The 18,946-nt window shown below is 72.2% G+C and carries 19 protein-coding genes; 6 read left to right on the top strand and 13 right to left on the bottom strand.

Annotation, left to right across the window (positions count from 1 at the left end):
- Window positions 1-50 precede the first annotated feature (50 nt).
- Entirely contained in the window at window positions 51-1,088 is a 1,038-nt protein-coding gene (locus ABC270_RS07005) for a LacI family DNA-binding transcriptional regulator (RefSeq protein WP_412880122.1), read from the top strand.
- Between the two features lie 137 nt (window positions 1,089-1,225).
- Window positions 1,226-1,378, top strand: a complete 153-nt coding sequence (locus ABC270_RS07000) for a hypothetical protein (protein WP_412880121.1) — start codon at window positions 1,226-1,228, stop codon at window positions 1,376-1,378.
- Between the two features lie 132 nt (window positions 1,379-1,510).
- Here the strand turns inward: ABC270_RS07000 and ABC270_RS06995 are convergent, their stop codons facing one another.
- From ABC270_RS06995 to ABC270_RS06985, 3 genes are read right to left on the bottom strand one after another with little or no spacing between them, the layout of a single operon-like run.
- A complete protein-coding gene (locus ABC270_RS06995) occupies window positions 1,511-2,356 on the bottom strand; it encodes an EamA family transporter (RefSeq protein ID WP_290132390.1) in 846 nt (281 codons plus the stop codon).
- Window positions 2,357-2,367: 11 nt separating this feature from the next.
- Entirely contained in the window at window positions 2,368-3,030 is a 663-nt protein-coding gene (locus tag ABC270_RS06990; RefSeq protein WP_412880120.1) for a response regulator transcription factor, read from the bottom strand.
- An 18-nt stretch (window positions 3,031-3,048) separates the two neighbouring features.
- On the bottom strand, window positions 3,049-4,569 hold the full coding sequence (locus tag ABC270_RS06985; RefSeq protein WP_412880119.1) for a sensor histidine kinase: 1,521 nt from the start codon (window positions 4,567-4,569) through the stop codon (window positions 3,049-3,051).
- 95 nt (window positions 4,570-4,664) lie between these two features.
- Here ABC270_RS06985 and ABC270_RS06980 point away from each other — a divergent pair, with 95 nt between their 5' ends.
- Entirely contained in the window at window positions 4,665-5,240 is a 576-nt protein-coding gene (locus ABC270_RS06980; protein ID WP_412880118.1) for a hypothetical protein, read from the top strand.
- Between the two features lie 79 nt (window positions 5,241-5,319).
- On the opposite strand, the gene ABC270_RS06975 is transcribed toward ABC270_RS06980, so the two are convergent.
- From ABC270_RS06975 to ABC270_RS06945, 7 genes are read right to left on the bottom strand one after another with little or no spacing between them, the layout of a single operon-like run.
- Entirely contained in the window at window positions 5,320-6,987 is a 1,668-nt protein-coding gene (locus ABC270_RS06975; protein WP_412880117.1) for a dipeptide ABC transporter ATP-binding protein, read from the bottom strand.
- Entirely contained in the window at window positions 6,984-7,568 is a 585-nt protein-coding gene (locus ABC270_RS06970; RefSeq protein WP_412880116.1) for a GbsR/MarR family transcriptional regulator, read from the bottom strand. The genes ABC270_RS06975 and ABC270_RS06970 overlap by 4 nt, the downstream gene beginning before the upstream one ends.
- A complete protein-coding gene (locus ABC270_RS06965) occupies window positions 7,565-8,974 on the bottom strand; it encodes a serine hydrolase domain-containing protein (protein ID WP_412880115.1) in 1,410 nt (469 codons plus the stop codon). The genes ABC270_RS06970 and ABC270_RS06965 overlap by 4 nt, the downstream gene beginning before the upstream one ends.
- Window positions 8,975-9,015: 41 nt before the next feature.
- A complete protein-coding gene (locus tag ABC270_RS06960; protein ID WP_412880114.1) occupies window positions 9,016-9,906 on the bottom strand; it encodes an ABC transporter permease in 891 nt (296 codons plus the stop codon).
- Window positions 9,903-10,844, bottom strand: coding sequence for an ABC transporter permease (locus tag ABC270_RS06955; protein ID WP_412880113.1), 942 nt, complete (start codon window positions 10,842-10,844; stop codon window positions 9,903-9,905). Before ABC270_RS06955 ends, ABC270_RS06960 begins: the two co-directional genes overlap by 4 nt.
- Window positions 10,844-12,247 (bottom strand): M14 family zinc carboxypeptidase, encoded by a 1,404-nt coding sequence (locus ABC270_RS06950; RefSeq protein ID WP_412880112.1) that lies wholly within the window; start codon window positions 12,245-12,247, stop codon window positions 10,844-10,846. The genes ABC270_RS06955 and ABC270_RS06950 overlap by 1 nt, the downstream gene beginning before the upstream one ends.
- 16 nt (window positions 12,248-12,263) lie before the next feature.
- Window positions 12,264-13,859, bottom strand: a complete 1,596-nt coding sequence (locus ABC270_RS06945; protein WP_412880111.1) for a peptide ABC transporter substrate-binding protein — start codon at window positions 13,857-13,859, stop codon at window positions 12,264-12,266.
- 180 nt (window positions 13,860-14,039) lie between these two features.
- Here ABC270_RS06945 and ABC270_RS06940 point away from each other — a divergent pair, with 180 nt between their 5' ends.
- Both ABC270_RS06940 and ABC270_RS06935 read left to right on the top strand, forming a co-directional pair.
- A complete protein-coding gene (locus ABC270_RS06940; RefSeq protein WP_412880110.1) occupies window positions 14,040-14,681 on the top strand; it encodes an FMN-binding negative transcriptional regulator in 642 nt (213 codons plus the stop codon).
- Window positions 14,678-16,150: an amidohydrolase gene (locus tag ABC270_RS06935; protein ID WP_412880109.1), complete on the top strand. Its 1,473-nt coding sequence runs from the start codon at window positions 14,678-14,680 to the stop codon at window positions 16,148-16,150. The genes ABC270_RS06940 and ABC270_RS06935 overlap by 4 nt, the downstream gene beginning before the upstream one ends.
- A 15-nt stretch (window positions 16,151-16,165) precedes the next feature.
- On the opposite strand, the gene ABC270_RS06930 is transcribed toward ABC270_RS06935, so the two are convergent.
- From ABC270_RS06930 to ABC270_RS06920, 3 genes are read right to left on the bottom strand one after another with little or no spacing between them, the layout of a single operon-like run.
- Window positions 16,166-17,095: an Fpg/Nei family DNA glycosylase gene (locus ABC270_RS06930; RefSeq protein WP_412880108.1), complete on the bottom strand. Its 930-nt coding sequence runs from the start codon at window positions 17,093-17,095 to the stop codon at window positions 16,166-16,168.
- Between the two features lie 18 nt (window positions 17,096-17,113).
- Window positions 17,114-17,602, bottom strand: a complete 489-nt coding sequence (locus tag ABC270_RS06925; protein ID WP_412880107.1) for a ribose-5-phosphate isomerase — start codon at window positions 17,600-17,602, stop codon at window positions 17,114-17,116.
- 22 nt (window positions 17,603-17,624) lie between these two features.
- The gene (locus ABC270_RS06920; protein WP_412880106.1) at window positions 17,625-18,254 is read right to left on the bottom strand and encodes a helix-turn-helix domain-containing protein; all 630 of its coding nucleotides are present in this window, start codon (window positions 18,252-18,254) and stop codon (window positions 17,625-17,627) included.
- On the opposite strand from ABC270_RS06920, the gene ABC270_RS06915 reads away from it, so the two are divergent.
- Window positions 18,253-18,780 carry a GNAT family N-acetyltransferase gene (locus ABC270_RS06915; protein WP_412880105.1) on the top strand — a complete coding sequence of 176 codons (528 nt, stop codon included), beginning with the start codon at window positions 18,253-18,255 and terminating at the stop codon, window positions 18,778-18,780. The two genes, ABC270_RS06920 and ABC270_RS06915, sit on opposite strands and share 2 nt — an antisense overlap.
- Window positions 18,781-18,946 lie beyond the last annotated feature (166 nt).

The raw sequence follows: 18,946 nt of genomic DNA, 5'->3' as shown, positions 1-18,946 counted from the left end.
AACCAGCGCGTGGCAGCGACGATGCACGACTAAAACGCTATAGTCAAGCCGTGGCCTCGAAACGCCGGACGACGATCGCCGACATCGCAGCGCGCGCCGGCGTCTCCATCAGCGCGGTCTCCTTCGCGCTCAACGACCGGCCGGGGGTCTCCCCCGAGACCCGGCTCCGGGTGCAGCAGATCGCCCGCGAGCTCGACTGGCAGCCGCACACGGCAGCGCGGGCGCTCGGGGGCGCGAAGGCGGGGTCGATCGGCTTCGTGCTGAACCGCCCCGCCCGCACGCTCGGTACCGAGTCGTTCTTCGGCGACCTCATCTCCGGCATCCAGCTCGGGCTCGCCGGCAGCCACGTCGGCATGAACCTCCTCGTCGCCCGTGACGCGGAAGAGGAACTGGGCACCTACCGCGACTGGTGGCGCGGGCACCGGGTCGACGGCGTCATCGTGATCGACCCGCGGCGTGACGACCCGCGGCTGGCCCTGCTCGCCGACCTCGGGATGCCGACCGTGGTCGTGGGGTCGCACCCGTCCCCCGCCGGTTCGGCGCCCTCGGTCTGGATCGACGACTCGGACGCGACCGACACCGTCCTGCGGTACCTGCTCGCGCTCGGCCACCGACGGATCGCGCACGTCGCCGGACGTCCGGAGTACGAGCACACCGCGATGCGCATCGAACGGGTGCGGTCCTTCGCGGCCGCCGGGGACCTCGACGACGCGGTGTCCGTGCCGACCGACTACTCGGCCGAGGCCGGCGCCCGGGCCACCCGGGAGCTCCTGTCCCGTCGGGAGCGCCCGACCGCGATCGTCTACGACAACGACGTCCTCGCCGTCGCCGGGCTCGGCGTGGCGAGCGAGATGGGCGTCCACGTCCCCGGCGACGTGTCGATCGTCTCCTTCGACGACTCCGCGATGGTGCGCCTCGTGCGGCCGGCGATCACCTCGCTCACCCGTGACACGGTCGAGCTCGGGCAGCGGGCGGCCACCCTGCTCCGCGCCCAGATCGACGCGACGGAGCCCCTCGCGTCCCTGCCCGGGCCGGCCCTGACACTCAGTGTGCGCGAATCCACCGGGACCGTCCGCGTCGCTCGGTGACGCCTCCCGGAGTCCGCACAGCGCACTGCATTGACATGCGCGGACATGGCGAGGATCGTTTACGCCACACCGGTACCGCAAGTAACTCGATGATCGAGACTTTCGATCACGCGACCAACGTACTGGGAGGAGGCACCATGAAGAAGAGTGAGGTGCCGTCCTGGGTCGCGCACGTGCTCACCCCGCCCGAGGTCATCTCGGCGTACGTCGAACGACGGATCAACGATCCGGCGCTCCTGTCGGGTGAGTCGTCAGAACCCACGTACGCGGACTTCCTCCGCGACGAGTAGACGGGTCTTGTCCGGACCGGAGGCCCTGCTCGCGTTCCGTCCGCACGGAACGTGGTGCGGGCCTCCGGTCCGAGTCCGGGCCACTTCCCCCCCCCCCCCCCGCACTGTCCCTGCGCACCGTCGCCGGCGGCTTCAGGCGCGCCTGCGGCGTGCGGACAGCGTGACGCCGACGCTCGCGGCCGTCACGCAGGCGAGCGCCGCGACCTCCTGGGCCGACAGTCCCTCGGCGAGGACGACCAGTCCTGCCAGCGCCGCGATCGCCGGCCCGAGGCTCTGCAGCACACCGAACACCCGTGTCGGCATCCGGCGGAGCGCGAGCATCTCCAGCGCGTACGGCAGCACGCTCGACAGGACCGCGACGGCGCCGAACACGAGCAGCAGCGACGGATCCGCCGCGACACCACGCACGGCCTCGCCAGCACCGAACGGCAGCGCCACCAGCATCGCGACGAGCATCGACACCGCGAGGCCGTCCACGCCGGGGATCGCCTGCCCGACGTGCCGGTTCATCACGATGTAGCCCGCCCAGCACCCCGCCGCGAGGACCGCGAAGAGCACCCCGGCCACGGACGTGACGGCGGACGGCCCGACCCCGAGCAGCACGACGCCGGCGAGCGCGAGCAGGGCCCAGAGCGCGTCCCGCCAACGTCTGGTGTGCACGAGTGAGAGGGTGAGCGGCCCCAGGAACTCGATCGTCACCGCGACCCCGATGGGGATGCTCGCGAACGCGACGTAGATGAAGACGTTCATGCCGCCGAGCGCGACCCCGAGTGCGACGGCGCCGAGCCACTGCGCTCGTGTCCAGTGCCGCACCCGTGGCCGCACGACGAGGGCGAGGACGACGGCACCGATCACCAGGCGGAGCGCCGCGGCCCCGACGGAACCGACCTCGTCGAAGCGGGTCTTCGCGATCGCCGCACCGAGCTGGACGGAGACGATCGCCGCGAGGGCGAGGAGCGGGGCGGGGACGCGCGTCACGGGTGTCGCGCTCAGCCGAGGTAGGCGAGCACGGCGAGGACGCGGCGGTGGTCCTCCCCGGTGTCCTCGAGGGCGAGCTTGCCGAAGATGCTCGACACGTGCTTCTCCACGGCCCCGGTGCCGATGACGAGCGCGCGGGCGATGGCCGCGTTCGTGCGCCCCTCGGCCATGAGTCCCAGGACCTCCCGTTCACGCGGCGTGAGGGCCGCGAGCGGGTCGCGGCGGCGGCTCATGAGCTGCGTGACGACCTCGGGGTCGAGGACCGTCCCGCCGGAGGCGATCCGACGCACCGCGTCGTCGATCTCCTCGAGCCGGGTCACGCGGTCCTTGAGGAGGTAGCCGATGCCGGTCGCCCCGGCGGCGAGGACGTCCTCGGCGTAGGTGGCCTCCACGTACTGGGAGAGCAGGAGGACACCGGTGCGCGGGCTCACACGTCGGGTCTCGACCGCTGCCCGGACCCCCTCGTCCGTGAACGTCGGGGGCATCCGGACGTCCATCACCACCACGTCGGGGGCATCGTCCGGCAGGGTCGCGAGGAAGGACTCGGCGTCGGCGTGCTGTCCGACCACGTCGATGCCCGCTTCGTCGAGCACGCGGGCCAGCCCTTCGCGGAGGAGCACCGCGTCGTCGACGACGACGGCCCGGATGCGTGGTGCACCCGGGCCGTCGCTCATGCCGACGATCCTACCGACCTACCGGTGCTGGACCGGCACCCCGTTCAGTGCACCGAGCGGGATGCGCGCGGTCGCCTCGGTCGGGCCGCCCGCCGGGCTCGACACCGTGAGTTCGCCGTCGAGGGCGCGCATCCGGCCCATCAGCCCCTCGATGCCGTGGCCCTCCGCCGGACGGGCCCCGCCGCGGCCGTCGTCGGTGACGCTGACGGTGAGGTACCAGACCCCCGAGGCATCGACCACGAGGCCGAGGTACACCGCCGCCGTGGAAGCTCCGGCGTGCTTCGTCGTGTTCGTGAGCAGCTCGCTCACGGTGAAGTACACGTTGCGCTGGATCTCGGTCGCGAGCTCCAGGCCGTCCGGCAGGCGGACCTCGAGCCCGACGGGGATCGGCGTCCGGGCGACGAGGGCCTCGAGGGCGGCGACGAGCCCGCGGTCGAGCAGGATCGGCGGTGCGAACCCGCGGGACAGCGCCCGCAGCTCGTCGAGGGCGTCCTGCGCGTGCGTCGAGGCCTCGCCGATGAGCTGCCTGGCCTTCGCCGGGTCCTTGTCGATCGCACGCTCGGCCGCAGAGAGGTCCATCCGGAGCCGGACGAGGCGCTGCTGCGGGCCGTCGTGCAGGTCGCGCTCGATCTGCCGGAGCGCCTGCCCCTCGGCGGTCACGGCGCCGGCACGGGACGCCTGGAGTCCCGCCACGCGGCGCTCGAGGACCTCGGCACGGAAGCCGCCGAGCAGGCCGAAGTCGATCCACCAGTGCGCGAGTACGGAGCCGCGCGCCCAGAGCGGGAACAGCGCGACCGACGCCGCCATCGAGAGCAGGCCGAGGAACCCGAGCGTCACGACCGAGGCGCTGTCGAGACCGCCGAAGTACCCGGCCGACGCCCGGTTCAGGACGGCGATCCCGCCGACGACGATCGGCCAGGTGAAGCCGGCGATGAGGAGAGCACCGCCACCGACGGTGACGAGCGCGGCGATCGGGTAGACCACGGCGGCGTGCAGCAGGTACAGCCAGTAGTGCGGGTTGGCGACGGCCGAACCGGTGCGGGTCCACCAGTTCTGCTGCCACCGGGGCGTCCAGTCCACCGGACGGATCGGACGCCGGTCGGCCCACCCGATGCGGAGCTTCTCGAACTGCCCGAGCCACCGCGCGACGAACAGCGCGATGAAGAACATGAGCAGGACGAACGGGTTGAAGAGGTCACGGAAGCCGCCACCGAGCACCGCTGCGGGGAACGCCGCGTACAGCGTGCAGAGCAGCACCGCGGTCAGGGCCATGTAGCCGAAGTCACGGGGCAGTCGGCGCCAGGCCTCGCGGTAGAAGGCGCCGGCGGTCATCCCGGAGCCGGTCCCGCCGGCGCCCGCCGTCGCCGTGCCGGCGCCGCCGGGGATCCCACCGCCGGGCGGCTGCTGCGACGGCGGGGGCGTGCCCTGCCAGCCGGGTGGCGGGGTCGGCTGCTCGGGCATGGGTCGTGTGGCTCCTGTCGGCAGCGAGTCGTGCAGCGGGACGGTCTCGGCCTGGTCGAGGCGGGCGGTGTCGGTCATGACACCAAGCCTCGCGTCGGGGCCGTCGTCGTCCCATCCTGCCGTCTCCCGGAGTCGGGGTGGGGTTATCCCCCGCCCGGGCGTACGCTGCGGTCATGCACAGGAGCACGGGGGAACGCTGGATCGCACTCGCTGCCGTGGTCGCGGCCCTCGCCCCCGCGGTCCGGGGTGCGCTGGAGTCCACGATCGTGTTCGTCCCGCCGACCTGGCTGGTCGCCGGCTCGGTCCTCGGTGCGCTCGGTGCGGTGGTCGTCCTCGCCGCGGGCTGGCGGAGCCGCGCGAGGGCGACCGTGACCTTCGCCCTCGCCACGCTCCTGTACGCCGTGTCGTGGCCCGTCCCCGGGATCGTGGGGTCCTTCGCGGCGCTCATCGCGGTCGTGCTGCTGCTGGCGTTCGGCGTCCAGGTGGTCCGCGGTTCGTCGGGCTTCCGCCGGATCCTCGGGTGGGTCGTGGCGGTCGGCGGCGGCCTGCTGGTGCTGGCGCACTTCGCGCTGAGCTGGTTCGCTCCGCTCGCGGCGGTGTCGCAGAGCGCGCTGGAGGTCATCGTCCTGGCGCCCGGCGTGGTGCAGGCCGTCGCCTACGGGGCCGCGGCCGTGCTCTTCCTGCCGCCGCTGCTGCGTCCGGTGCGGGACGGCGCCCACGCACTCTGGTCGACCGCCGAGGTCCGCTGACCGCTCCTCCGGGAACGGAACTCCTGCCCGTACCGTCCGGCGGCGCCCGGTGGGGGCCGAACCGGCGGAGGGGCGACCGTCAGGACGGGAGTGCGGCCAGCCGTTCGGCGCGACGAGCAGCCTGCTCGACGGGATCAGGGACCGGCGCGGCCTGCACGAGACGCCGTGTGTAGGCGTCCTGAGGGGAGCGGAGGATCGCGTCGCAGGTGCCCTCCTCGGCGATCTGCCCGCCGTGCAGTACGACGACCCGGTCGCAGAGGGAGTCGACGACGGCGAGGTCGTGCGTGATGAAGAGACACGCGAACCCGAGGCGCTCCTGGAGCTCACGGAACACGTCGAGCACGCGGGCCTGGACGGACACGTCGAGGGCGCTCGTCGGTTCGTCGGCGACGAGGAGCGCCGGGTCGAGGGCGACCGCGCGGGCGATCGCGACCCGCTGCCGTTGCCCGCCGGAGAGCTCGTGCGGGTACCGCTCGGCGAAACCGCCGTCGAGTCCCACGTCGGCCAGGAGGCGCTCGGTCCGTTCGGCGACCTCGGCGGCCGGGAGGCGGAGGATCTGCCGCAGCGGCTCGGCGACGGTCTGGCCGACCGTGTACCGCGGGTTCAGCGATCGCAGCGGGTTCTGGAAGACCACGCCGACCCGCTGCCGCATCGCTCGGCGGTCCGGACGGCTCGCGGACGCCACGTCGGTGCCGTCGACGAGGACGCTCCCCGATGTGATCGGGGCGAGGCCGACGGCGGCCCGGCCGATCGTGGTCTTGCCGCTGCCGGACTCCCCCACGAGCCCGACGATCTCACCGCGCCGGACCGCGAACGACACGTCGTCGACGGCGCGGAAGCGTCCGCGGAGCGCACCGCCGTACTCGACCACGAGTCGCCGGACGTCGAGGACGGGCGCCGCGACCACCGAGGCGGGGGCGAGCCGTGCCTCCAGGCCGCCCTCGTCGACGGCGCTGCGCCCGCCCAGGCGGGGCACCGCGGCGAGCAGTTCCCGGGTGTAGACGTGCTCGGGCTCCGTGAGGACGTCGACCGTGCCGCCGGTCTCGACGACGCGGCCGCGGCGCATGACGACGACCCGGTCGGCGACGTCGGCGACGACGCCCATGTCGTGCGTGATGAGCAGGATCGCGGTGCCGGTGCGCGCTCGGAGCGATCGCAGCACGTCGAGCACCTCGGCCTGGACCGTGACGTCGAGGGCGGTGGTGGGTTCGTCGGCGATGAGCAGGTCCGGGTCCGCGGCGAGCGCCATCGCGATCATCACGCGCTGGCACTGGCCGCCGGAGAGTTCGTGCGGGTACTGGCCGAGTCGTCGCTCGGGTTCCGGGACCTCGACGGAACGCAGGAGTTCGATCGCCCGAGCCCGGACGGCGGCGCGGTCGAGTCCGGCCTCGGCGCGGCGGACGGCCTCGGCGAGCTGGAACCCGACCGTGAGGACGGGGTTCAGCGCGGCCGACGGGTCCTGGAAGACCATGGACACCCGGCGTCCCCGGACCGAACGGAGGGTGCGCTCGTCGGCACCGAGCACCTCGAGGTCGCCGATCCGGATGCTCCCGGTCGCACGGGCGCCGTCGGGGGCGATGCCCATCGCGGTCATCGCGGTCATGCTCTTGCCGGAGCCCGACTCCCCCACGACCGCGACGACCTCGCCACGGCCGACGGTGAACGAGGCATCGTCGACGGCGCGGACGGTCTCGCCCTCCACGTCGAAGGTGACGGTGAGGTGTTCCACGGCCAGGACGTCGCTCACGGTGTCTCCGATCGGTCGGTGTCGTCGCGGGCGGCCTTGAACGCCTCCCACTCCTCGAGCATCTTGAAGTGGTACCCGCGCAGCCACTGCATGTAGTCGCGGCCGTTGCGCAGCCGTTCACGGACCTCGGCGTCGACGTCGCCGGAGCCGGTGCGACCGCCGGCCTCGACGATCGCGAGCCCGCGCCCGATGACGTCCCGCTGCCGGTCGAGGTACCGCCGTTCCCCGGCGAGCCACGAGCCCCAGACGTCGGCCTCGGCGCGGAAGTAGTGGCTGCGCTCGCCGGGGACGGTGTGGCGCTTCACGAACCCGCTGTCGACGAGGCGACGGGTGGACATGGAGATCGAGCCGGAGCTGGCGCCGAGCGCGGTCTGCAGGTCGGACGAGGACGAGTGCGGGGCGCGGGTCATCATGAGGTACCCGAGGACCCGGGCGTCGGTGAGCGGCGTGCCCGCCAGCTCGCTGAACATGAGCGCGAACTCCTCGACGAACGCCTGCCGTGCCGGTTCGAGGACGACGTCGTCGTGCGGCTCGTCGGCGCGCCCGTCCGCGGTGGTCGGCGCCGGGTCCCCGCCCGTCATGCTTCGAGTCCCGCGGCGACGGCGGCTGGTTCCACCGGGATCGCCCACGGTTCCTGCGTCATGCCGCCGCCCGCCCGGATCGACCGGACGGCTCCGTCGGCGGCGCGGTCGTACACGATGTCCTCGTCGATCGAGCCGAAGCGGTTGCCGTGGGTCATGCGGAGGGTGTCGGCGTCGACGACCTCGAGGCGGGTGGGTGACTCGAGCGGTGCGGGCGCGGACGGGTCGACCTCGACGAGGCGGTCCCCGATCAGCGCGACGTCGGTGACGCCCCACGGGTTCGCGAAGCGTCCGGTGAAGGTGGCCGCGTCGACGTCGTCGGGCACCGCCGCTCCGGGCGCGTCCTCGGCGGCCGCGGCGTCGAGCATCTCGATGATCGCCGTCGCGATGAGGGTGGCGGGCCCGGCCGCGGCGCTGGTGAGCACCGACACGACGAGCCCCGACTCCGGGTCGAACATCGACTGGGTGATGTGGCCGGGGAAGCCACCGGAGTGCCCCCGGATCTCTCGGCCGCCGATCCGGTCGACGACGAAGCCCGCCCCGTAGCCGCGGTCCGCGACGTCGTCGGTCGAGCTCCACGCCTTGCGCTGGGCGAGCCGCTTCGAGTGGTCGCTGAGCAGCGTCCCCTGCCCGATGACGTGCTGCGAGAAGTACCGCACGAGGTCGGACGCCGTGCCGTGGAACCCGGTCGCGGCGGCCATCGCCCGGGTGTCGACGTGGTCGATGCGGTGGCGACGGCGGTCGGTGTGGAACCCGGTGTACCCGACGACGAAGTCGTCCGCCCGCGACGGGTCCCAGTCCGGGCCGGTGTTCCGCAGGCCCAGCGGCTCGGTGATCGACTCGCGGACGAAGTCGTTGTACGAGCGCCCGGAGACCGCCGCGATGACGAGCCCGAGGAGCGAGTAGCCGAGGTTCGAGTAGTTGAACGACGAGCCCGCGGGGACCTTCTGCCCACGGTCCAGCACGAGCGCGAGCAGCTCCTGCTCGTCCGGGAACGGCCGCAGCAACGACCAGTAGTCCCCGTCGTGCCCGTCGCGGATGACGCCGGCGCCCATCTCCATGAGCTCACGGATGGTGGCGTCGGCGATCGGTGAGCCGCCCTCGACGAGCGCCGGGACGTACGTGCCGACCGTGTCGTCGAGGCGCAGGGCCCCGCGTTCGGCCAGCTGCAGGAGGGCGGTGGCGGTGAACGTCTTCGAGTGCGAGGCGATCCGGAAGAGGTCCGTCGTCGTGAGGCGTCGCTCGGCCTCGACGTCGGCGTGTCCCCAGGCTTCCTCGAACACGACCGCTCCGCCGTACCCGATGGCGACCTGCACGCCCGGCACACGGAGCTGCCACACCTTGTAGGACACCCAGTCGTGGATGTAGGGCAGGGTCTTCCGGTACGCGGCGAGGGTGTCGGTCACTGGGGTGTCCTTTCGGAGGGGCGGTGGTCACGAGTCTGACGTCAGCGTCGTCGCGGGTCGAGCGCAGCGCGCAGCGTGTCCCCGAGCGCGATCACCGACAGCACGGTGATCGCGAGGAACGCGGCGGGCGCGATGAGCATGTGCGGTGCACGGAGGAACTGGGAGGTGGCGGCGGACAGCTGGAGCCCCCAGGAGATGGCCGGGCTCTCGAGCCCGATGCCGAGGTACGTCAGGGACGACTCCGACACGATCACCCCGCCGACGGTGATGGTCGCGAGGACGAGCAGCGGCGAGACCGAGGACGGCAGCACGTAGCGCGTCGTGATGCGCCAGGTGGAGAGCCCCATCGTCCGTGCAGCGAGGACGAACTCGGCGTTCCGGACGCTCCGCACGCTGGAGCGGACGAGCCGTGCCATCGTCGGCCAGCCGAACAGGGCGAGCACGAGCGAGACCGTCAGCACCGAGCGTTCGCCGACGCTGTTCAGGACGACGACGGCGCCGAGGAGGAACGGGAACCCGAGGAACACGTCGGTCAGGCGGGCGAGCACGGCGTCGACCCACCCGCCGACCATCCCGGCGACGGTCCCGACGACCAGTGCCACGATGCCCGCGAGCACGGTGGTGAGCAGCGCGACCGCGATCGACGACCGCGTGCCGAAGACCACGTTCGCGTAGACGTCGCAGCCCTGCAGGTCGTAGCCGAAGGGGTGGCCGGCGCGCGCTGGGGCGCCGCTCCGGCCGAGGTCGCACGCGCGGGGGTCGCCGTGCCCGAAGAACCCGGCGAAGAACGACGGGAAGACCGCGACGAGCAGGACGACGACGAGGACGCCCGCCGGCAACCAGAAGCCGGGCTTGCGGACCGCCGCGCGGAGGGGGCGCCGCCGGGTGACGACGGACGGTTCGACGGTGGCGCCGATGTCGGAGGTGGTCATGCTGCGGCTCCGGTCCGGACGCGCGGGTCGAGTGCGGCGTGCAGCAGGTCGACGAGCACGCTCGTGACGAGGAACACCAGGATGAGGGCGGTCGAGATGCCGACGACGACCGCCCCCTCGTGCGACCGGATCCCCTGGAACAGCAGGTTGCCGACACCGGGGAGGTTGAAGATCCCCTCGACGATCACGGTGCCGCCCATCAGGTAGCCGAGGTCGGTGGCGAGGTACGTCGCCGTGGGGATGAGCGAGTTCCGCATCACGTGCACGCCGACGACACGACCCGGCGCGAGTCCCTTCGCCCGAGCGGTGCGGACGAAGTCGGCGTCGAGCGTCTCGATCATCGACGTGCGGGTCAGCCGTGACACCGCGGCGAGCCCGAACAGCGCGACCACGAAGGCCGGCAGGACGTAGGCGGTGGGCCAGCCCGCGGTGGCGCCGGCGACCGGGAACCAGTGCAGGCGCACCGAGAACACCAGCTGCAGAGCCACACCGAGCACGAACACGGGGACCGCCCCGACCACGATCGTGCCGACCAGGACCGTCTTGTCGAGGACGGTGCCGCGCCTGAGGGCCGACAGCACGCCGAGCCCGATGCCGAGCAGGATCTCGATCGCCCAGGCGGTCAGCGCGAGCGTGATGGTCACGGGCCACCGGGCCGCCATCTGTGCGCCGACGGACTGCCCGCTGAAGTCGGTGCCGAAGTCGCCGCGGAACAGCCCGCCGAGGTACTGCAGGTACTGCAGCCACAGCGGCTGGTCGAGGTGGTACTCGGCACGGAGCGCTCGGACGACGGCGTCGGTGAGCGGCCGGTCCCCGCCGAGCGCCTTGATCGGATCGCCCGGCAGCGCGAAGGTCATCGCGTAGATGAGGAAGGTCACGCCGAGGAACACGACGACCAGGCCGCCGAGTCGGCGGGCGACGGTGACCGCCGGGCGCATCACGCGCCTCCCGGCCCGGTCGCCGCGACCAGGGTCGGACGGGAGGCGCGGGTGGGCTCCGACACGTGGACCGCGCAGGCGAGGATCGCGCCGAACTGCACCCCGACCAGCTTGCTGATCGGGATCGGCTCGGCTCCGGTCGCCTCGTCGGCCTGCCAGGTCGCGTAGCGCTCGGCGAGGCGGTCGCGCAGCCGCCGGAGCGGCGCCGGCGCGGTCCCCGCGACCGTCTCGGCCTCGAGCGCACGGAGCAGCATCCCGCCGTAGCGGAGCCGGAAGCAGCGGACCAGGTCCTCGCGCCCGAACCGCTCGGCGACCGTCGCCGTCCGGTCCGCGGGTTCCCGGTCGGCGCGGGCCCGGTCGGTGGCAGCCGTCCCGGCGAGCATCGGGACGAAGGCGCGCGAGGCCTCGAGGAACGGCGAGTCGATCGTGAGCATCGGGGACGCCTCGTCGAGGATCGCCTGCAGCTCGGCCCCGGAACCGCCCAGGGCGTCGGCGCAGCGGCGGAGGAGGTCCGCGTAGGACTCCTCGGTCGGGGACTGGTCGTCGGCGTCGGGGTGACTCCAGTAGGGCAGCTCCGCCACCATGCACAGGGTCCCGTGCCGTGCTGCCCAGGCGGCGCTCGATCCGCCGTGGATGTGCTCGCGGGGGTCGACGCCGAGGCTCTCCAGGTACTCGTAGGCCACCTCGACGCCGTCCATCGCGAACACCGCCGGGGCGAGCGTGCGCAGGTGCGGCGACTCGGGCTCGCCCGTGTCGAGCGGGAGGCCGAGCGCCGCCGGCACCGCGTGCAGGGTGTCGACGACGTCGGGCAGGTCCTCGGACAGGTAGTAGTAGACGCCGCCCATCTCGCCGTTGTGCAGCGAGACGAGCAGGTCCGGTCGGGTGTCGTCGATGAGCCGCATGAACGCGAGCGTCTCCGGGAGCACCCGGTCGAAGTACACCGACCGGTAGCTGTTCGGGAACGTCCACTCCACCTGGCTGTCCGGCGCCGGACGGTGGAAGTGCCGCGCGTACGTCACCCGGTCGTGCGGGTCGTGGAACCAGGCCTCGTTGAGCCGCATGCCGTCCGGGTCGATCGTCGGCACGATGTGCCACGTGGTGTCGAGCGTCGCCGCGGTCGCCGTGTCCTCGAGCAGCCACGTGGCGAGGTGCAGGGCCGTCCACGAGCCGATCGGTTCGTTCGGGTGCACGCCGCCGACGACGACGGCGGCGTGCGACCCGGAACCGATCCGGTAGCTCTGCAGCGGTTCCCCGAGGCGGCTGGTGCCGATCCGGGTGACCGTGACCTGCCCCGGGTGCGCCGCGACGAGCGCGTCGAACGCGGCGTGGAGGTCGTCGACGACCGGGAAGCCGTCGCGTTCGGGGACCTCGGCCGCGAGGCGGAGGACGGTGCGCTGGTCCATCGTGTCGTGCCGGTCCCTACTTGACGGTGATGCCGGGGACGACGGGGCTGCCGTCGACGGCCGGGAGCGAGGCGATCTTGTCGCTGACGACGTAGGCGTACTTGTCGAAGAACGTCGGGACGACCGGGAAGTCCTCCAGGACCGCCTGCTGCGTCTTCGCGTAGTACTCGTTCGCCTCGGCCTGCGAACCGGCGGAGTCGGCCTTCGCGAGGAGCTGGTCGACCTCGTCCGACTGGTAGTAGCCGGTGCAGGCGGCGCAGCCACCGGCCGCGGTGAAGAGGGCGCGGAGGGTGTTCTGCTGGCTGGCGTAGAGCGCGCCCCAGTGGCCGAAGTGCGGGCCCTCGATCTTCTTGTCGGTCAGCTCCGAGTAGTACGACGCCCAGTCCGTGGTGGCCTTCGCGACCGTGTCGACGCCGAGGTTCTGGCGGATCTGGTTGGCGTAGGCCTGGTACAGCGAGTCGAGGCCGTTGCCACCCGGGTAGACGAGCGTGATCGTGCCGTCGAACCCGCCGGCCTCCTTCAGGAGCGCCTTGGCCTTCGACGGGGAGAACTCGCACGCCTCGCCGCAGATGCCCTCCTGCGTGCCGGACATGTTCGGCGGCGTGAGGGCGGTCGCCGGCTCGTACAGGCCGCCGTAGATCGCCTTGTTCACCTGCTCGCGGTCGATCGACATCGAGATGGCGCGGCGGACGTCGGGGTTCGAGTAGCGGTCGTCCCAGAGCGGGAAGCCGAGGTAGTCGATGCCGGGGGCGTCGAACGAGTGCAGTCGGTCGCCGAAGTCGGAACCGGCGCTCGTCATCTTGTCGGCCGGCAGGAAGAGCACGTCCGCGTTGCCGGCGAGCACGTCGGTGTAGGCGGTGTTCATGTCCGAGTAGCTCTTGAAGGTGACGTCCTTGGTCTTCGCCTTCGTGCCCTCGTAGCCCTTCCACGCGGTGACGGTGAAGGGCTGGTTCGCCTTCCACTTCTCGGTCATCTCGTAGGGCCCGTTGCCGATCGGCTTCGCGTCGTAGGCCTTGAGGTCGTCGTAGGCGGCCTCGGGCATCGGGTAGAACGCGGTCTGCGCCTGGCTGAGCTGGAGCGGGAACTGGCTGTCGGCGTGGTCGAGGGTCACCGTGAAGGTGTCCTTGCCCGTGACCTTCAGGCCCGACATCTCCTTCGTCTTCGGGGTGCCCGACGACGGGTTGAGGTCGGAGTACCCGACGATCGAGGCGAGCTCGCCGCTGTTCTCCCACGCGTTCGGCCCGTAGGCGGTGTGGTTCCACGCCTTGACGTAGCTCTCGGGCGTGACCTCCTCGCCGTTCTGGAACTTCCAGCCGTCGCGGAGGGTGATCGTCCACGTGGTGTTGTCGCTCGACGTGACGCTCTTCGCGGCGACGTCGTGGAGCGTGCCCTTCGCGTCCGTCTCGGTGAGCGGCGCGAACAGGCTGAGCACCTGCGTGAACGCCACGGTCTGGCGTCCGGGGGTCAGGTGGTCGGGCTCACCCGTGGCGTAGACCAGGCTGCCGCCCGCTCCGGAGGTCTGGTCGGCGGTGCTGCCCGCCGAACACCCTGCTGCCACCAGTGCCACCGTCGCCGCCGCTGCAACCGCGGCGATCGTCGTCCTGCCTCGCATGTCGTGCTCCTCGGGTCCCGCTCCCGGGTCCGGCCCGGTCGTCGTTGTCGAGGAAGCTAGGGCCGGCGGAATCCCCACCACAAGACTTGTTTCAATGATCTCTGAAACCTTCACCGCGCTGAAACACCGCGGAAACGACACCCGTCGCGCGTGGGTGCCCGGGTGTGCCACGCTCGACCCATGCGGCACACTCCCCACTTCCTGATGACCGACGTGACCGAGGTCCGTCGGCTCATCGCCGAGAACCCGTGGGCGACGATCGTGTCGCACACCGCCGCCGGACTCGTCGCGTCCCACTACCCGGTGCTGCTCGACACGACGGCGAGCGCCGACACCGGAACGGCCGAGATCGTCCTCGTCTCCCACGTCGGCCGCCCCGACGAGGTCGCGCACGAGCTCGGGCAGCACGAGGTGCTCGTCGTGTTCCAGGGCCCGCACGGCTACGTCTCCCCCGCCTGGTACCCGCCCGAGCAGTTCGTCCCGACGTGGAACCACGTGACCGCCCACTGCTGGGGCACGCCGGAGATCCTGTCCGACGAGGAGAACTTCCGGGTCCTCGGCGAGCTCGTCGACCACTTCGAGCAGGTGATGCCGGAGCCGGTGTCGCTCGAGGTCGACGAGCAGACCGCACGCGGCATGGCGAAGGGCACCGTGGGCATCCGCATCCGGGTCACCCGGTTCGACGCCCGCGCCAAGCTCTCGCAGAACAAGGCACCCGAGGTCGTCGAGCGGATCGTCGCGGGACTGCGCGGCGACGGCCCCTACGCGTCGCCGGCGCTCGCCGACGAGATGGCCAGGGCACACGGGCTGGAGGCGCGGTGACGGAGACACTGCTCCGCACCGTCCGGCGGGTGGGGACGTCCGGCGCCCCGTCCGACGTGCTGCTCGTCGACGGGCGGGTCGCCTCGATCGCGCCGGCCGGCACGCTCGACCCCTCCGGTCCGGACAGCGAGGTCGTGGAGGCGTCCGGCGCCTGGCTCGGCCCGGGACTCGTCGACCACCACGTGCACTTCGACCAGTGGGCGCTCGTGCGTCGGCGCATCGACGTCTCCGGCTGCGACTCCGCCGAGGCGACCGCGGCCCTCCTGGCGGACGCCGCGCGGACCGGTGTGACGGACCGTGTGCTCGTCGGTCACGGCTACCGCGACGGGATGTGGCCACGCCCCGCACGACGCGAGCTGCTCGACCAGACCGCACCGGGCCTCCCGGTCGTCGTCATCAGCGCCGACCTGCACGCCGTGTGGTGCAACACCCTCGCGCTGACGCACTTCGCCGCGCTCGTCGGACGGCCGCTCCCGGTGGGCGACGACGGCGTCCTGCGCGAGCAGGACGCCTTCGACGTGACCGGCGCGCTCTCCCGCGTTCCGGACGACGTGCTCGACGGCTACGTCGCGGACGCGGTCGAGGCGGCCGCGGCGCGCGGGGTGACGCGCGTGCGCGACCTCGAGATGGTGTTCGGCATCGACCGCTGGACGCGTCGTGTGCGGGCCGGGACGGACGGCCTCCGGGTCGACTCCGGCGTCTACCCGGGCGAGCTGGACGCCGCGATCGCGCGGGGCCTCCGGACCGGCGACGTCGTCGACGGCACCAGGGGACTGGTCCGGATGGGTCCGTTCAAGGTCATCACCGACGGTTCGCTCGGGACCCGGACGGCAGCGATGGCGGACGGGTCCGGGATGCTCGCGTACGCCGTCGAGGACCTCGTCGCGATGGTCCGCCGGGCCGTCGACGCCGGCCTCGTGCCCGCGGTGCACGCGATCGGCGACCGGGCGAACACCCTCGCACTCGACGTGTTCGAGGCCGTCGGGGCCCGCGGCACGATCGAGCACGCGCAACTCCTCGTGGAAGCCGACGTCGAGCGGTTCGCGCGCCTCGGGGTCGCCGCGTCCGTCCAGCCCGAGCACGCCATGGACGACCGGGACATCGCCGACCGCTACTGGGCGGGCGTGACCGACCGGGCCTTCCCGTTCGCGTCCCTCGACCGTGCGGGGGCGACGCTCCTGCTCGGTTCCGACGCGCCCGTCGCGCCGCTCGACCCGTGGGTGTCGATGGCCGCGGCGGTCGGACGGGACCGCGACGGCCGCGAGCCGTGGCACCCCGCCGAACGACTGGCAGCGACGACCGCCTGGCGCGGGTCGACCGAGGGCCGCCGGGTCGGCGTCTCCGTCGGCGACGTCGCCGACCTGGTGCTGCTCGCCGCCGACCCGCTCGCCGCGTCACCGATCGAGCTGCGCGGGATGTCGGTGCTCGGCACGGCGATCGCCGGACGGTTCACCCACCTCGACCTGTGAGCGGACGGACTCGGGCTACTTCTGGTCCTTCGGGCACCAGTAGAGCTTCCGGCCGGCCATGTCCGCCATCCTGATCTCGGTGCCGCACACCCGGCAGGGCTCGCCCTCGCGGTGGTACACCCAGTGGCGGTCCTTCCGCGACCGCACGGCCTTGGCGTGGTCGGCCTCCGAGAGCCCGTCCATCGTGAGCATGAGGCCGTCACGGACGCCGGCGTGGAGGAGCACCGACCAGTCCCGCCACAGCGCCTTCGCCTGCTTGACGGTGAGCCTGTTCCCCGGCTTGTACGGGTCGATGCGCTGCCGGAAGAGCAGCTCGGCGCGGTAGATGTTGCCGATGCCGCTCACCACGGACTGGTCCATGAGGAGCTGGCCGATCGTGACGCGACGCTTCCGGACGTTCTCGACGAAGGTCTTCTCGGCTTCGGGACCGTCGTCGTTGATCGGGTCCGGGCCGAGCTTGTCGAGTGCCTTCTGGACGCCTGCCGGATCCTCGACCACGCACGCGGTCGGACCGCGGAGGTCGGCGACGGTGTCCTCGGTGAGGATGCGGACGCGCACCTGGCCGACCGGGTCCGGCGGGAACGACTCGATCGGGTCCTCAGCCTTCTCCTGCTCCGCCATGCGGTACCGCGCGAGCCGCGGCGCACCGATGGAGGACAGCGACTCCTCGCCGTCACCGTCCTCGGACAGGGCCTCGGCCGAGGAGACCACGCCCGCGAAGTCCCACGCGCCGTAGAGGCCGAGGTGGACGCGGAGGAACAGGTCGTCCTCGAACTCGAGGAACATCTGCTTGCCGACGGCCCGGGCCGCGACCATGCGCTTGCCGTCGAGCTTCGTCGCTCCCGCGGCGAACCGCCCCTGCGGACTCGACACCTCGCAGCGCTTGCCGACGAAGTGCCGGGTGAACTGGTTGGCGATGCGGTGGACGGAGTGACCCTCGGGCATGGAGCCTGTCTACCCGGCCTACTCGTCGATCTGCTTACCGGCGATGTGCCCCGTCGTCTCGTACTCCGCCAGCTGCGCGATGCGACGAGCGTGACGCTCCTCGCCGGAGAACGGCTCCGCGATGAAGAGGTCGACGAACCGGATGGCCTCGTCCTCGGTGTGCTGGCGGGCGCCGATCGAGATGACGTTCGCGTCGTTGTGCTGGCGGGCCAGCAGCGCGGTCGACTCGTTCCAGACGAGCGCGGCCCGGATGCCCTCCACCTTGTTCGCGGCGATCTGCTCGCCGTTGCCGGAGCCACCGAACACCACGCCGAGGGCCTCGACCCCGGCGCGCTGGTCCTGCACCACGGCGTGTGCGGCGTTGATGCAGAACGAGGGGTAGTCGTCGAGCGCGTCGTACTCGGTCGGACCGTGGTCCACCACCTCGTGCCCGGCCTCCGTCAGGTGCTGGGCGAGGGTCTTGTTGAACTCGAGGCCGGCGTGGTCCGTTCCGAGGTGGATGCGCATGGCCTCGATCCTATTCCTGCGCCTACCGCCCCCTGACCACGACCACGACGTACCGCGTGGGCTCGTCGCCGGTGTTCCGGTAGACGACGTCGGCCGGCTCGCCGAGCTCGATCCGGTCCCCCGTACCGAGGCGCGTCACCGCGTCGCCGACGACGAGTTCGAGCGTGCCGTCGAGCACCCAGATGCAGTGCCGCAGGAAGGCGTACGCGGACGCCGGGTAGGCCACTTCGCGGCCGGCCGGGAGGCGCACCTCGGTCACGTCCACGGGGAAGTCCGCACTCGAGACGGGTCGCCGTCGGTACCCGGTCTCGGGATCGGTCCAGGAGTCGGCGGTCGCGCCGCGCTGGACACCGCGCGCCTGGTCGGGGTCGGTCGCCCGGGGCACCTCGTGTTCGAGGCTCTCGTCGAGGAGCTGCGAGACCGTGAGCCCGAACGCCCCGGACAGCCGCCCGAGGATCGTGGCCGTCGGGCTGGACACCCCGCGTTCGACGCGGTTGATCATCGCGCGGGAGACCCCGGACTCCTCGGCGAGCTCGGTGAGGCTCCACTTCCGTTCGGTCCGGAGTCGGCGGAGTCGTTCCCCGAGCCGCCGCTGCTCGGCGTCGTCGGGCGTTTCCACATCCGCCGCGACGTCGTCTACGATCTGAGACATGGCGACAGCATATGCGACGAACTTGACGGGTCCGGTCACGGTGCGCGACTGCGAGCCACGTGACCTCGACGTCGTGCACGCGCTGCACGTCGACGCCGTGCTGCACTCCACCGCGATCTGGCAGGACGAACCGCACCCGCGCCCGTGGTTCGACGCCTGGCTCGTCGAGCGGCAGCAGGGTGGGTTCCCCGTGCTCGTCGCCGAGGTGGAGGGCGTCGTCGCCGGTTACGCGAGCTACAGCGGCTTCCGACCGCACCCCGGCTACCGGCACACCGTCGAGCACAGCGTGTACGTGGTGGAGCGGTTCCGCGGCCGTGGCGTCGCGACCGTGCTCATGGACGCGCTCGTTGCTCGGGCGCGCACCGACGGCCACCACGTGCTCATGGCGGGGATCTGCTCGTCGAACACGGGGTCGATCGCGTTGCACCAGCGGCTCGGGTTCGTGACCGTCGGCGTCCTGCCGGAGGTCGGGCGGAAGTTCGACCGCTGGCTCGACCTGACGCTCATGCGGCTGCCGCTGTCCTAGCCGCCTGCCGAGGCCGTGCCAGCGCGCCGGCGACGACCCGCGCCTCCCGGCCGTCACGATTGCCGCGCCGCCGCCGGCTGCCCCGCACAACCAGGGTCCGATCGACCCGGACGTTCCCGCGGTTCCGGGTGTCTTCGGTTGTGCGGCGACCATCCGCACCACGCGT

Source organism: Curtobacterium phoenicis, assembly GCF_047238015.1.
Classification (GTDB): Bacteria; Actinomycetota; Actinomycetes; order Actinomycetales; family Microbacteriaceae; genus Curtobacterium.
The sequence above is the reverse complement of the archived record's forward strand: the minus strand, read 5'-3'. Positions and strand labels throughout refer to the sequence as shown.

Bases quoted from the DNA above. Each gene is read 5' to 3' on its own strand.
- ABC270_RS07000 (WP_412880121.1), top strand. From the start codon at position 1,226: ATGAAGAAGAGTGAGGTGCCGTCCTGGGTCGCGCACGTGCTCACCCCG.
- ABC270_RS06990 (WP_412880120.1), bottom strand. From the start codon at position 3,030: ATGAGCGACGGCCCGGGTGCACCACGCATCCGGGCCGTCGTCGTCGAC.
- ABC270_RS06985 (WP_412880119.1), bottom strand. From the start codon at position 4,569: ATGACCGACACCGCCCGCCTCGACCAGGCCGAGACCGTCCCGCTGCAC.
- ABC270_RS06980 (WP_412880118.1), top strand. From the start codon at position 4,665: ATGCACAGGAGCACGGGGGAACGCTGGATCGCACTCGCTGCCGTGGTC.
- ABC270_RS06970 (WP_412880116.1), bottom strand. From the start codon at position 7,568: ATGACGGGCGGGGACCCGGCGCCGACCACCGCGGACGGGCGCGCCGAC.
- ABC270_RS06960 (WP_412880114.1), bottom strand. From the start codon at position 9,906: ATGACCACCTCCGACATCGGCGCCACCGTCGAACCGTCCGTCGTCACC.
- ABC270_RS06955 (WP_412880113.1), bottom strand. From the start codon at position 10,844: ATGCGCCCGGCGGTCACCGTCGCCCGCCGACTCGGCGGCCTGGTCGTC.
- ABC270_RS06950 (WP_412880112.1), bottom strand. From the start codon at position 12,247: ATGGACCAGCGCACCGTCCTCCGCCTCGCGGCCGAGGTCCCCGAACGC.
- ABC270_RS06945 (WP_412880111.1), bottom strand. From the start codon at position 13,859: ATGCGAGGCAGGACGACGATCGCCGCGGTTGCAGCGGCGGCGACGGTG.
- ABC270_RS06940 (WP_412880110.1), top strand. From the start codon at position 14,040: ATGCGGCACACTCCCCACTTCCTGATGACCGACGTGACCGAGGTCCGT.
- ABC270_RS06930 (WP_412880108.1), bottom strand. From the start codon at position 17,095: ATGCCCGAGGGTCACTCCGTCCACCGCATCGCCAACCAGTTCACCCGG.
- ABC270_RS06925 (WP_412880107.1), bottom strand. From the start codon at position 17,602: ATGCGCATCCACCTCGGAACGGACCACGCCGGCCTCGAGTTCAACAAG.
- ABC270_RS06915 (WP_412880105.1), top strand. From the start codon at position 18,253: ATGGCGACAGCATATGCGACGAACTTGACGGGTCCGGTCACGGTGCGC.
- ABC270_RS06920 (WP_412880106.1), bottom strand. From the start codon at position 18,254: ATGTCTCAGATCGTAGACGACGTCGCGGCGGATGTGGAAACGCCCGAC.